Here is a 13,036-nt window from a genome sequence, read left to right on the forward strand (position 1 = left end):
GGCGGCGCTGGGTGCAGTAATGCGCAAGCTGGTGCACATGTGCTTCGGGGTGCTTAAAACACGCCTGCCATGGGATGAAAATTATGCAGCTACCGCTTGACGTTCAAGACGGTAGCTACAAAACCTAGTGAATTTCCGGGTTGGCGTCACCGCCAATCATTGCCAGCCCTGTCGAAACACGAACGAATCGCGGTGCTTTCAAATCCTCGACCAGCACATCCAGCAGTTCGAACAATAAACCAGAGATATGCTCTTCCTGATCGAATGACTGGTCCCCCTGCATTAAGAGCATGGTCAGCGCCGCGCAGTACGCCCGCAACGTTTCGGAATCCGTGGAAAGTGGGCAGCGATACTCATCATCGTCCGTCTTCACATCCACCGTCAGGCGCTCGATCAAATGCGCTGGCAGCGGCGCTTTCAGCACAACCTTCAATACCTCCAGCCCGGCATACAGGCGGCCGTACAGCGCCATACGCCCGGTATGGTCGTGGCAATCAATCAGCTCATCGATATGCCGCTGGCAGAAGTCCAGCACCTGGAATAAATCCATGTTGACGCTAAGCGGGGTTTTTAACAGCGCAATGCGAGCCGGCTCGATTTGTGACGGATTGGTGGTGATTTCAGAGGCAGGGGTTGTGATATTATGTTGAATAGCCATGGCGTTAACTCCTTTAACGTTGTGGTCAGCCCTCGTCTGGTACTCGCTATACCTTTCGGGGGCGTTTTATTTCAAATGACCCTATGGTAGGGTGTCATCTGACAACTCGACAATAACTTTGAGGGATGGACATGTCAACGGTTAAAAGGGATGTAAGACCGCCAAAATCAGGGAAATCTCCAGCATTTCAGATGAGGATCACACCTGAACTGAAAGCCCAATTTGAAATTGCAGCGAAGGATGCTGGGATGACGCTTGGGAATTGGTTTAAAACGCTGGGAAGGAAGGAGTTGGAAAGGTTATATAAATATAATAATAAAGAGAGAATATAATTTCAAAATTAGATTCTCTCTTAATAGTTCTTCTAATTAATTTTTATTTTTAACTCATTAGCTAACTCAACAGCATATACTCTTCTAATAAATGCGATAAATAAATAGAAGCAGAAAACTACAGGTATTATTGAAAGGATAAAAAAAGCATTTTGTTTTTTGATGATGGCTGATATGCTTTTTTGATCTATCTCATCGGTAAAACTCTTACACAGCATATCAATAGTGGTTCTTTTTAAATTCGTTTTGAGTGAAAATTTATCACGGTCGAAATTTTTATTAACGCATTGTTCTAAGCTTAGCGACCAGTTATTAAATTTAAAGTTGGAAGTGTCAAGGTTTGGAATGTAATTAGAGGTTTGTTTCAAGCCAACCCATATCCAAGGTTCATCTTTTTCTATTTTTACTAATGCCGCAGGTTTAGCTGCGACTGTCATTGTTACAAAAAAACCATATATGCAAAGTAATGCGCCAACCAATATTAATATGGTAATTATTGTTTTTGGCCGCACAGCCTCCAGGGTGGAAAAGTTAAACCAACCTTTAGCCCTTGAGATTTTTATAATATCAATCTTGTTGTTTTTTACCCATGAGATGAATTTGTTTATTTCTTGTTTATTTTTCGCTTTTACATTAAATAACATGTTAAAATGTTCAATGTCATTCCTTTCATTCCATAATTTGTTTAATTTTTTATCAAAAAATTCTGGTGGGCCTAAAAAGAATTGCCAAAGTCTATTTACAATACTATAAGCTGAACCAGCGCGAAGGCTAATATAAAATAGAATTGATAGAAGCAAGATAAGCCAAAAAGCACTGTTTATTATGGTGTCATATTTAACGATAATAGCTGCTACACTTTCCATGAAATAAATACTCCATTTTGATACATTAAAAAAATTAATATATAAGCATATGGAGTAAAAAACTTGGCGGAAGATCACAGGAGTTCGATATGAATTTTAACTATATGTATTTATTGATATTTTAATATTAAACCTCTCTTTTTTATACACATCGCTATACACATTTGCTGGACTGACAAACTATCTATTGATAAGTCACCAGTGACAGATCTCATAAAAAAACTTTTTTTTAGAAAAACTGTTCACACTGTTCACTGTGTATTTTTATTTATAAAAATCATTATTTTACGCGGTGAATGGTTGGTGAACAGTGAACACTTTACTGTTCACTTTTGCCGTTTTGCAGGTAAAAAAGACCGGCGATTGCCGGTCAGGGTAGGTTATTTTGCTACAGGGTCATCACATTTCGGCAGCCAGTCGGCGTTGCTTTCTTCCCTTAGCGCGAGATTGGTTTGTATGCCCTGATTTTTACGGCGCTTCTCATAACTTAGCCCGTACTCTTTCAGCATCGCTGACAGTCCCTTGCCGAACATGGTCAGGCTGAGTGTATTTTTGTAGCCGTGGGCTTCCATATACGCCAGATAGGCATGATACAGATACAGGCGCGGCTGACGCGGTATGATGCTGGCATTGCCAATATACATCCCCTCAGGCTCCGGCAGAGCTTCCAGATAGCCGCAAAAATCAAATGTCGGGTCGGCATCGCGCTTGATGCTGAGAGCCTCGTCGGAGTTCTGCTGTGACTGGAGCAGTGTGCGCGCGGTCATCGGGTCGCTGAACTTCTGCATTAACTGGCGCACAATCACGGCCAGCTCACGGGCGATTTTGTTTTTAAGCTGCGGGTCGCGTTCCTCCGGGGCAATCTGCTCCGGGAAATGCAGGATGACCCGGCGACGGGAAACACCGCCGCTGCGGTCGGTAAAGCGCATCGGGTTATTGTTCACGGCCAGAATCACTGCCGGAATATGGGTGGAGTACGCATCCTTGTATTTCGGGTCAACGGAGACCGCATCACCGCCGGTGATGGCCTTAAGTCCTGCCCCGTCACCGCTCCATTTCTCCTGGTCAGGCAGGCGTATTAGTGAGAATCCAATCAGCGCCGCGCGCTCACGTGGTGATTCCAGCGTTTCGATAGCGGCCGACGTGGCGTTGTCTTCCCCGGCAAGCATGGTCGCAATTTCGGCCAGAATACTTTTCCCGCTACCACCCGGCCCGGTCACTTCGAGAAAGAGCTGCCAGTCGTAACGGTTCGCCAGCACCATAAACAAGGCGGCCAGAATCACGTCGCGTTTTTCCGGTTTGCTACCGGCCGCGCGGTCGAGCCAGCGCCAGAAATCCGGGGCGTGGGTTTCCAGCGTTTCACCCTCGACCGGCGGGGTAAAATCGACATCACAGAGCGTGCGCAGCCAGTGTGATTTATGGTGCGGGTTGAATGTGCCGGTGGCGGTATCAAGTACGCCGTTGCGAAAGCCAATCAGACGCCGTGCCGGGGCGTCCTGCTGCGGAATAATCAGTTTCAGGGTCTCCACCACTGAGGCAATTTTCCCCGACGAGAACGGGGCGCGCAGACGCTGGAACAACCCGGCCACGTCGCGGGCAAAATCCGACGGTGGAATGATTTTCCATATCCCGGCCTCATAACGGGACAGGAGCTGGCCGTTCGCATCCACGGCCAGCGCTTCGCCGTAATGCTCATGCACCCGCATTGCCTTTTCACTGGTGCTCATGGCGGTAAATTCCGCCTCGCTCATGGTAGTGAAAGGACTGTCAGCCGGTGGCCGGATGGCGTCATAAATCGCTTTCCGCGTGGCCTCCTCTCCTTTCTCTATAAACGCATCATTCCAGTCACCGAACACCGGCGGCAGGGCAACAACACCCTCACAGGCGTCTGCAGCCACAGCGGCTTTACTCTGGCCGTCGCCGTTAAGGTCACGGTCGGCGGCGAGGACAATCTGACAGGCCGGGTGTTTCTGACGGGCAAGGCTCGCCAGAGAAAGTAGGTTCACGGACGACAGCGCTACCATGACGGTTTCCCCGGTCAGGTGATGCACGGTGAATGCGGTCGCATAGCCCTCCGCTATCCACAGGCGTTTTCCGGTCTGTTTCTGCCCCTCGATGATATGACATGCCCCTTTTACGGTACCGCCTTTCAGGGTGCGTTTGAGACCGTCAGAATTGATAAGCTGAAGGTTAACCAGTGCACCGTTACCGTCATACAGCGGCACCACCACATCACCGGCGCGGAACGTCACGCCGCCGGTTTTGTGCGTGGCCGTCAGCGCCAGGCATTCCCGACCGGGGAAGCCCTTGCGGGTCAGGTAGGCGTTGCCGGTGGCCGTGCGGGTTTTCTCCACAAGCTTTACGGCCAGTGCGGCCGCCGCTTTACGGTCAGCATCGGTTTCAGCTTCTGCGGCCGCAATCACCTCCGGGGCAACCGGCGACAGGTTGCCGGTCACGGCATCCACTTTACCGGCAGCCTCCGGGGCAGACACGCCGAAGACCTTCTCAACCAGTTTCAGACCATCACCCGCGCCGCACTGGTTACAGAACCATGTGCCGCGCCCCTCTTTATCGTCAAAGCGGAAACGGTCAGAGCCGCCGCACACCGGGCAGGCCTGATGGCGGTTTTTAATCACCTTCACACCCAGCGCCGGGAGAATGCGCGGCCAGTGGCCGCACGCCTGTTTTACGGTTTCCGTTACGTTCATTTTCATTGTTATTTTCTCCCTCAGTGCAGTACAGGCGGTGTGATGTGACGGGCGCAAAGTTCATCCATCACCGCGAGCCCGAGAAAAGACAGCGACGGCGCGGTTTTCAGTGGCCCGGCTTCCATTAAATCTTCGAGTAGTGCACAGGCAATCTGACGGCCTTTTTCCTCTCCGTGCTGGCGCAGGTAGAATCCCTCCAGCTCGGCGGCAATGGCGCTTTCCAGCGCGTTGAGGGTGAGGTGCGGGTAGCGGCGCTGACGTTCGCACAGGGTCAGCCAGGCACAGGCCACGGCGCGACGATACAACGCGGCGCGTAATACGGGCGGTAATGACTTTTTCATACGTTACCCTCCCCGGTCAGCCAGTGCTGATTGCAGCGCTCGACTACGCCGTCGAGCTGGGCGGTCATAAGGTAAATCACGGAGGTGAGCTGTAACTGCTGCGCCGGGTCACGGTGAACGGTGGCGCAGTCCTGCACCTGCATCAGCTCATTGACGAGCTGGCCGACATTGCGCATATGCTCCAGACATTCGAGGTCACGGGCGGTAATAGTTGTGTGTCTCATGCGCGCACCTCCGCAACCGGCAGACGGCCAGCGAACGAGAGGACGTAATCGCGAACGAGAGAAAGCCGTGCAGCGTGCTCATCACCGGCAACGATGCGAAGCATACAGATACGGGGTTTACGGTCTGCGCGGCGAACGGCGGCAAACACAAAGACAAACTGTGGGTGTGACGGGGTGAGGGTTGTAGCCATAAGGGCAACCTCCATAGTTAGCTGGTTACAGCTACCACCGAAGTTCCTACGCTTATGGGTGGTAGCCCAGACGGGGGTAGGAATACCGGTAACTATGAGAACCGGCCAGCCCGAGAGCTGCCCCGCCTGAGCCACCATTACGCGATACCCACAATGGCGAAAAGGCCACTGTGTATTGAATGGGTGCATCAAGGCACAGACACAAAAAAAGACGCAAGGCGCGTCTGGTGTCGCCATAGTTAAACACGGGTTCCTACGCCCGGCTGCCGATTTTGCGACAGCGGGAAAACTATACCTGGAAACGGCGAAAAGAAGCAAGCCAGAAAAAGGGGCTGTTTGCTGAACGGTCATCATCATGCGTCGTAACCCCGGTTGCGCTCGGCGATACGGTCGGCCATCCATGCGGTGATTTCAGAGTGCGCCCACGCCACGTTTTTTCCGCCGAGGCTGATTTGTTTAGGGAATGACTCCCGACTGATGAGGTCATAAACAGTCGAACGAGACAGGCCGCATAAATGCATCACTTCGGGCAGACGAATAAAACGCTCATGAACAGCGTCAGAGACCGGCATCAGAGGCGCGGCAGGAGCAGAAGACGGGGAAGAAAAAGCAGTGTGCATCGGGCTACCTCACAAAGTCCATACAGTGCCGGTCGTGTTCGTCCGGCTTCGGGTAGCTCTCTATTTTGTGAATATTTTCCCTCAGGGCAACAAGTCATTTCATGTCAGCAGACCACACATCTGTATGAATTTTATACCGTGGCCGCTGCTGGCCTATATTGGCCATTATTGACCTTTATTGGCCAATGTTGGCAAAGTCGATAAGTCACAAATGAAATATCAAATTGTTTATATATTCAAAATAAGTCTAATAAATTAAAGACCAACCATCAGTCGATAAATGCTCAGGGTGAACAGTGGTGAACACTCGGTGAACACTTACACCCTCAACCGTTCACCCTTTATCTTACTGTATTACTTGTCTTTTTCTTTTCAGTGAACAGTAGTGAATAGTTATAAGTAAAAAAACAAACGGTGAGTAAGGTTTTCCTGAGACCTTTCTCTGGCCAGCCGGGTTTTAAGGTCTGTTTGTGCCATTTTTGCCACAACGGCAATGAATCGTGTTGTTGTGTCCGGCGCGGCAGAATCTCCTCAGATTGAAACGAAGAGGAGACCCGACATGACTCATACCGCTGTTATTCCCGACTACCTTAAACCCGCAATAGAACGTCTTGAGACTGCCCGGTCGGCGCATCTTGCCAGTGCCAGTCGCATGGATGAAACCACGACGGCCATCAGCCAGGTGCAAACGCAAAAAAACGAACTGGATCAGGAAAACGGCAATGATTCCGGCGCATGGCGCGCCGCCTTTCGTGCCGGTGGTGCTGTCATTACCGACGAGCTGAAACAACGCCATCTGGCGCGCGTGGCACGGCGGGAACTGGCGCAGGAATGTGACAATATGGCTGAGGTTCTGTCTTTTGAGCTGGACAGCCTTAAGGGAGCCTGTGACCGCACGGCCAGAGCATATCGTCAGGCACATCACAGCGTTCTCAGCCAGTACGCAGAGCATGAACTTGATGCTGCCCTGCGTGATACCTGTAGCGCGCTGGTCAGGGCAATGAAACTCAACATACTGGTACTGAATAACCCGCTTGCCAATACCACAGGTCATCAGGGCTATGTCGAACCGGAGCAGGCCGTCATGCAGCAGGTGAAAGCCTGGCTTGAACAGGCCGTGAAGGGCTGCAATATCCGTCTGACCGATGAACCGGTACTGTTTAAAACAGGGCTCTCAGCCTCCACGCTGCCACATATGGAGCATGACGTTGCGGCCACGCCCGGTCAGCGAAAAGTCTGGCAGGAAAAAATGCGGGAACGTGAAGCCGACCTGAAAGCACGGGGGTTACTGTCATGATGCGCTGTCCTTTCTGCCGCACGGCGGCCCATGTTCGCACCAGCCGCTATATGTCTGACAGCGTCAAAGAGAGTTACCTGCAGTGCCAGAATGTGCATTGCTCGGCGACATTCAAAACGCATGAGTCCATCTTTGAGGTGATCCGCTCCCCGGTCGCCGATGAGAAACCCGCGCCGGTGCCGACAGCCCCCGTAGCACCCCGCCGGGTAAAAGGCTGCTACAGCTCGCCTTTCCGCCACTAATCAGGAGAGACAACCCGTGACCACTCTGACCTTACAGCAGGCCTATGACGCCTGTCAGACGAACAAAACCGCGTGGCTGAACCGTAAAACCGAACTGGCCGCCGCAATGCAGGAATATCAGGAATTATTGCTGGATGACAATGCATCAGGCTCCCGCAGATTACAGAAGCTGCGTGACCTGATTGACGTAAAAAAATGGGAAGTTAATCAGGCCGCCGGTCGCTACATCTTCTCGCATGAGGAGGTGCAGCGCATCAGCATCCGTAACCGGCTGCATGATTTTATGCAGCAGAACGGCGCAGAGCTGGCCGCCGCTCTGGCACCGGAGCTGATGGAGATTAAGAACCAGCCCACGATGATAAAAAACCGTGCGCTTGACCGTTCAGTAGCATACCTGCGTGAAGCTCTATCGGTCTGGCTGACCGCAGGAAATGAAATTAATTATTCCGTACAGGACAACGACATTTTAACGGCCATCGGATACAGGCCTGACGCACCTTCGCGGGATGATAATCGTGAAAAATTCACCCCTGCACAGAGCATGATTTACACCCGTCGACGCGCCGGACTGGCCGCGCAGTAGCACGTTAAAAAATCCCTGTAAATCCCGTCATTTTCCCCGAATTAAGCCATGCATCCATAAGGTGCATGGTTTTGCATGCGTTTTCCCGACCCTGCACTCCCTGCCAGCGCCAGTTGCGGCGCGGCCTGAGGCCACCTTTGCACCTGCATTAAAAGCGGTCCTTTAAGCGGGCAGGCGTGGCGGGGAGAGCATTGCGCGCGGTGCATGCAGGAAAATTAACCCTGGACTATACAAATCAGCATGTTGTATTCGCCCGAGTGTAGACAGACAAGTACACCTCATCTACTTTTCCTTATGATTGTAGGAAGTTACAAGAACTAGAAAAATGAGGCAGATGATAATCAATTAAAAGAAACGGAATATTGAAAAAACAAGATAAAAACTTATAATATACAAAAAATATTAAAGGTAATAAAATGAACAGTCTTGTTTTAAATGATAAAGAGTTAAGGGGGGCGCTAAAAGATTGGCTTTTCCGTAAGTCTATGAAACCAAAAAAAATAATTGAAGAGCTTTCCGTTAATAACGGACTCGCGATTGCAGATGTGGTGGCAATATATAAGGACTTACATTGCTTCGAAATCAAAGGTGACAATGACAAAATAGAAAGAGCCTTAAAACAAGGTGTATCATATGATCTTTCCTTTAGAAAAATCACATTACTCACTACAGAAAAACATAAATTAAAAGCGCTGTCTCTCGCGCCTAGTCATTGGGGAATATTGATTGCTCGAATTGATAAAGGCCAGATCAAATTAACATATGCACGAAAAACAAAAGCAAATGCAGGATTCAATCCAACGGTCGCTTTGAGTACGCTCTGGAAAAGTGAAATGCTCGAAATTTTAACTAAAGAAAACATCTCTATTCTAAGCAAAGATAAAAACAGAGATACTATTTCGCTGCGAATCTCAGGTCAACTTGACAAGCTCAGCATAAGCAGCGAAATCAGTGATCAATTGCTTCATCGCTCAAGAATCATATATGATAAATGAAGATTTACTAGAGGCTTAACTATTGAAGCAGCCGTAACCGACTTACCTTCATAATTTGCTTTCTGGAATAAATATAGATCACCCGAAGAATATTCCTTACCTCTATAGAATCCACTTCTGGTGACAATATACTCAGCAAACTCATTGTATTGATGTTTATCACTTTTTACTCGCCCACCTCTCTTAATAAAAAGACGATCATGGTAAGGATAAATTATCTTTGCAGTAGTGACATTTTGCATGTCTTCATCAAATAATTCTATGTCAGAGTATTCAGGACTTACGCAGCCATAATCACCAAACACTAATTTATAATCTGATTTATAACTTTCAAAGACAGTCTTATAAATATTTATTTCCTCTCGGATAATGTCTAGTTCAGCCTGAGTTTCTAGCAACTCACTTATTGAGGATGGAATCATTGATCCAGTGGTAATTACTTTATGTAATTTAATATAATTAGAATTGTATTTTAGATTTGAAACAAAATTTACTATTTGCTTTGAAAGTTTATCCGCATCACCCGCCTTGCAAACCCTGCAATCAAATATTAAATCAAATGAGTCAACGTAAGGCTCTAATGTTTCAAGTAGTTCATCTATCTCTTCTTTAAAAAGAGAGTAATTGCAGAAATAATCTTTTGTTAATCGAAGTGCGACTTTTTTATATGTAAAAAATCCACGTTCAAAGCCATGAATAACGGATAATAAGTGATGTGGATTTCTGTCGAGAGCAACAACAGGGATCATTCCAAACTTTGAAAAATTGCTAATTATATCGTAATAGTGATATTTATTGCCTAAAGATATTTCATCTTCGACATCATAGTTATCTAGATAAAATTCGGTTATCCATTTCAAGGAACTATTGAACTTTGCTTCAAGCCTATCTAAATCATTAGCAAATAACTGATTTTTATCACTTTTCTGCTCTCCGGAGTAACGGCTTTTTTTCGGTTTTTTACGAGGAAAATCAAAAAAAGGAATGAAATTATTCTTTTTATTTGCACCAAGCTCTTTAAGAGCACTTATTTCACTAACTTTTAACTTCAGAAAAGGTGTGTAGTTATACATTAAAATACCATCTCCCTGACATTAATCTGATTAACAATCTTAGAGAAAATTTTATAGCTCCCAGTTTCCTTTCTTATTCTACCGGCAACTATTGCTGGATGTACTCCAACTTCCTTAGAAAAGGAAAAGAGATCATCTTCTCTAAGCGAGCGTTTAGCTGCACATCCTCGCCACATACTTCTTGGTATTAATAAATCTAAAGCCATTCTGTCTGCTTGAGCTTCAACTAAATCCTCAGGATCAGACTCTCTTTCTGTATCATCAATGATTGGAGAACCTAACTGATTGTAATGTAATAACACATGAGATAATTCATGCATTAAAGTAAACCAATAGTTGTCAATCCTACTAAAGCGGAGGCTCATACCTATAACGGGGTTTCCATGATCGTTAACATAAACAACACCATCTACCTTTGCCGAAGGAATTGATTCCTCATATATTAAAATTATACCAAGCTCAAGTAGAGCTTTAGGTGCAACTAATGGAAAATTTTCATCAATACTATTTTTGGTGAACTCACTTAAAACATCGCTCGTAATCGGAGTATATTGCGGTACATTTAGCATTGAGTAAATAAATGCTTCTTTTTCATATACAAATGATAACCAAGAATTTATGAGGCTATCATCACACGAAGCTCCTCTCCTAAACAAAGTCGCGTTCTTTGCATCAGAATTGCAGAATGATGAAAAAAGGGTGGAAATGTTTTTATAATTTTTTCGTCTGCCTGTAATGTTTTTTGAGCGCTTGACTTCTGCTGGCAACGATTCAACGTAATCACTGAATCGCAAAAAATCATCGTATTCCTGGTGAAGCGATGTAGAAGAATATTTACCAAATGAGAAATCAATATCGTCAATATTATCTTTCACAGAACCCCCGCAAATCTCATAGAGTTATTATCATCAATTTCATAATACTGCAATGGTTCTTTATCAAGCGCGTCGATATGAATCATACCAATATGCTCGTAAAACCCTTGCGCTTGGGGTAATGAATGTAAACAGAAACCATATTTATAGCCTAGTGTAGCTGCGGAGTATTTTATAACTGCTTGTAATAGTTTTTTCCCGACTCCATTATAACGTTTTTTTTCAAGAGGGGTTAATCTATTCCATGGAGCGACAGCAATAAACTCAACATAAAAAATATTATCGTTGTTTAATGCACTTTTTTTCGGGAAGTATATTAAACAAGCCGCTTCAACGCTGTCTCCAGTTTTCAAGAAGAACCATTTATATTCTTCTGTGTTATAGCATCTGGATTTATTAAACCAGTTCCAATGAAAATCTTCTGTTTGAATTTTAGATAAATATTCATCCCGTTCTTCATCGGCGCATTCATCTTTAAGGTAAGCGAGCATTTTTAAACGATACTCTTTCCATGCCTGATCGCAAACAATAGCATTCGGAAGGCTCCAGCCAAATAATACTGAATAGGGATCTTCAGTATTATTGTTACTTATAAGATTGCCTTGTTCAATCACGACTTCATCATCAGGAGCTGGAATAATTCCAAGCTTAACTAGCTGATTTACATCAATATTCATATCCACACCCCAGATATACGCACTCTACATTGCGCGTAACAACCGATTAACTTTTACTTATTGGATATAAGTTACAAGAGTACCATTGTAGCATTTTTTTTCGCTGCAAATAGTATTGCGCATGATTGTAGGTACCACGAATACTATTTTTATCTACATGAGCAAGCTGCAATTCAATCCATGCACTATCAAACCCTTGTTCATGTAATATTGTCGACATTGTATGTCTAAATCCGTGACCTGTAGCACGTCCTTTGTAACCAAGTAACTCAATTACTTGTGACAAACTTTCTTTTGAGATCGGCTTGCTACGGTTATTCCTGCCAATAAAAATGTATGGGTAATGGCCGGTAATAGGTTTGAGTTGTTCAAAGAGGCAAACTACCTGAGTAGACAAAGGAACAATGTGTGGCCTACGCATTTTCATCCTTTCGGCTGGTATTTCCCATATACCTTTCTCAAGGTCAACTTCATCCCATGTAGCAAAGCGCATTTCCTGAGTTCTTACACCGGTTAGCATGACTATTTTTGTAGCATTTTTTGTGATGATGCTGCCGGTATAGGCTTCAAGGTCTCTAACGAAATGAGGCAACTCTTCTGCAGATAGAAAAGGATGGTGCTTCTGCTTCGGAACGGCCAGAGCGATGGCTAAATCAGGCGCAGGGTTGTATTCAGCACGGCCAGTTATGATTGCATAGCGATAGACCTCGCCGCATCTTTGTCGCACTTTTCTGGTCTTCTCCAGCGCTCCACGCTTCTCTATTCGTCGCAGTACCTCAAGCAGTTCCAGCGGTTTGATTTCACTGATACAGCGTTTGCCAATGAACGGGAACACATCTTGCTCAAATGTCTTAATGATTTCTTCGCGATAGGCCACTGTCCAGCGGTCAGCTTTGTTGGCGTGCCATTCTCGACATATGGCTTCGAATGAATTCTCTGTTGAGAGTTGCTGTGCCAGCTTTTGAGCTTTTCGTTCTTCAACGGGGTCAATGCCATTAGCAACTTGTTTACGGGCGGTGTCGCGCTTCTCACGTGCTTCTGCAAGGCTTACCAAATCGTAGCTACCAAATGACATTAACCGGGCTTTACCTGCAAACCGGTAGCGGAACCTCCATCCTTTGCTCCCGTCGGGATTTATGAGCAAGGATAAGCCTTGTCCGTCATTAAGGGTGTAGGGCTTGTCTTGTACCTTAGCGCGTCGGATTTGTATGTCTGTTAGTGGCATGTGTATAAGTGAAATCTGTGTATAAAAAAATTATACACAATACTATACATATTTTTCGTGGATTTAGGGAGATTCGCTCGGACTGATACGGACGGAGTTATTAGATAACTTGCTGTAAATGTTGGTTTT

At 46.2% G+C, this 13,036-nt stretch carries 16 protein-coding genes; 5 read left to right on the plus strand and 11 right to left on the minus strand.

What is annotated here, in order from left to right; translation table 11 throughout:
* Window positions 1-124: 124 nt before the first annotated feature.
* A complete protein-coding gene (locus HYQ67_RS17365) occupies window positions 125-658 on the minus strand; it encodes a hypothetical protein (protein ID WP_202305544.1) in 534 nt (177 codons plus the stop codon).
* 131 nt (window positions 659-789) lie between these two features.
* On the opposite strand from HYQ67_RS17365, the gene HYQ67_RS17370 reads away from it, so the two are divergent.
* On the plus strand, window positions 790-990 hold the full coding sequence (locus HYQ67_RS17370) for a toxin-antitoxin system HicB family antitoxin (protein WP_202305545.1): 201 nt from the start codon (window positions 790-792) through the stop codon (window positions 988-990).
* Between the two features lie 32 nt (window positions 991-1,022).
* Here HYQ67_RS17370 and HYQ67_RS17375 read toward each other — a convergent pair whose 3' ends face one another.
* The 6 genes from HYQ67_RS17375 to HYQ67_RS17400 form a co-directional block, all read right to left on the minus strand.
* On the minus strand, window positions 1,023-1,856 hold the full coding sequence (locus HYQ67_RS17375) for a DUF6216 family protein (RefSeq protein WP_202305546.1): 834 nt from the start codon (window positions 1,854-1,856) through the stop codon (window positions 1,023-1,025).
* 380 nt (window positions 1,857-2,236) lie between these two features.
* Entirely contained in the window at window positions 2,237-4,570 is a 2,334-nt protein-coding gene (locus tag HYQ67_RS17380) for a primase-helicase zinc-binding domain-containing protein (protein WP_202305547.1), read from the minus strand.
* A gap of 14 nt (window positions 4,571-4,584) precedes the next feature.
* Complete coding sequence (locus tag HYQ67_RS17385) at window positions 4,585-4,905, minus strand: DUF5375 domain-containing protein (RefSeq protein ID WP_202305548.1); 321 nt, start codon at window positions 4,903-4,905, stop codon at window positions 4,585-4,587.
* A complete protein-coding gene (locus HYQ67_RS17390; protein WP_202305550.1) occupies window positions 4,902-5,129 on the minus strand; it encodes a hypothetical protein in 228 nt (75 codons plus the stop codon). The genes HYQ67_RS17385 and HYQ67_RS17390 overlap by 4 nt, the downstream gene beginning before the upstream one ends.
* Window positions 5,126-5,677, minus strand: a complete 552-nt coding sequence (locus tag HYQ67_RS17395; protein WP_202305551.1) for a host cell division inhibitor Icd-like protein — start codon at window positions 5,675-5,677, stop codon at window positions 5,126-5,128. The genes HYQ67_RS17390 and HYQ67_RS17395 overlap by 4 nt, the downstream gene beginning before the upstream one ends.
* The gene (locus HYQ67_RS17400; RefSeq protein ID WP_202305552.1) at window positions 5,674-5,940 is read right to left on the minus strand and encodes a helix-turn-helix transcriptional regulator; all 267 of its coding nucleotides are present in this window, start codon (window positions 5,938-5,940) and stop codon (window positions 5,674-5,676) included. Before HYQ67_RS17400 ends, HYQ67_RS17395 begins: the two co-directional genes overlap by 4 nt.
* A gap of 559 nt (window positions 5,941-6,499) precedes the next feature.
* Here HYQ67_RS17400 and HYQ67_RS17405 point away from each other — a divergent pair.
* From HYQ67_RS17405 to HYQ67_RS17420, 4 genes are all read left to right on the plus strand, one after another.
* Window positions 6,500-7,237 (plus strand): glycoprotein 3, encoded by a 738-nt coding sequence (locus tag HYQ67_RS17405; RefSeq protein WP_202305554.1) that lies wholly within the window; start codon window positions 6,500-6,502, stop codon window positions 7,235-7,237.
* On the plus strand, window positions 7,234-7,479 hold the full coding sequence (locus HYQ67_RS17410; protein WP_159768955.1) for an ogr/Delta-like zinc finger family protein: 246 nt from the start codon (window positions 7,234-7,236) through the stop codon (window positions 7,477-7,479). The genes HYQ67_RS17405 and HYQ67_RS17410 overlap by 4 nt, the downstream gene beginning before the upstream one ends.
* Before the next feature lie 16 nt (window positions 7,480-7,495).
* Window positions 7,496-8,062 (plus strand): phage polarity suppression protein, encoded by a 567-nt coding sequence (locus tag HYQ67_RS17415; protein ID WP_202305556.1) that lies wholly within the window; start codon window positions 7,496-7,498, stop codon window positions 8,060-8,062.
* Between the two features lie 416 nt (window positions 8,063-8,478).
* Window positions 8,479-9,057: a sce7726 family protein gene (locus HYQ67_RS17420; RefSeq protein ID WP_202305558.1), complete on the plus strand. Its 579-nt coding sequence runs from the start codon at window positions 8,479-8,481 to the stop codon at window positions 9,055-9,057.
* Here the strand turns inward: HYQ67_RS17420 and HYQ67_RS17425 are convergent.
* Genes HYQ67_RS17425 through HYQ67_RS17440 form a run of 4 tightly spaced genes read right to left on the minus strand, consistent with a single transcriptional unit; the run spans window position 9,027 to window position 12,907 of the window.
* Window positions 9,027-10,130, minus strand: a complete 1,104-nt coding sequence (locus HYQ67_RS17425; RefSeq protein ID WP_202305560.1) for a beta family protein — start codon at window positions 10,128-10,130, stop codon at window positions 9,027-9,029. The two genes, HYQ67_RS17420 and HYQ67_RS17425, sit on opposite strands and share 31 nt — an antisense overlap.
* Complete coding sequence (locus HYQ67_RS17430) at window positions 10,130-11,005, minus strand: ImmA/IrrE family metallo-endopeptidase (protein WP_202305566.1); 876 nt, start codon at window positions 11,003-11,005, stop codon at window positions 10,130-10,132. The genes HYQ67_RS17425 and HYQ67_RS17430 overlap by 1 nt, the downstream gene beginning before the upstream one ends.
* Window positions 11,002-11,682: a GNAT family protein gene (locus HYQ67_RS17435; protein WP_202305568.1), complete on the minus strand. Its 681-nt coding sequence runs from the start codon at window positions 11,680-11,682 to the stop codon at window positions 11,002-11,004. Before HYQ67_RS17435 ends, HYQ67_RS17430 begins: the two co-directional genes overlap by 4 nt.
* Before the next feature lie 46 nt (window positions 11,683-11,728).
* Complete coding sequence (locus tag HYQ67_RS17440) at window positions 11,729-12,907, minus strand: tyrosine-type recombinase/integrase (RefSeq protein ID WP_202305570.1); 1,179 nt, start codon at window positions 12,905-12,907, stop codon at window positions 11,729-11,731.
* Window positions 12,908-13,036: the final 129 nt, after the last annotated feature.

The organism is Dryocola clanedunensis subsp. sulfonylureivorans (assembly GCF_016756775.1).
In the GTDB taxonomy this organism is placed as follows: Bacteria; Pseudomonadota; Gammaproteobacteria; order Enterobacterales; family Enterobacteriaceae; genus Dryocola; species Dryocola clanedunensis.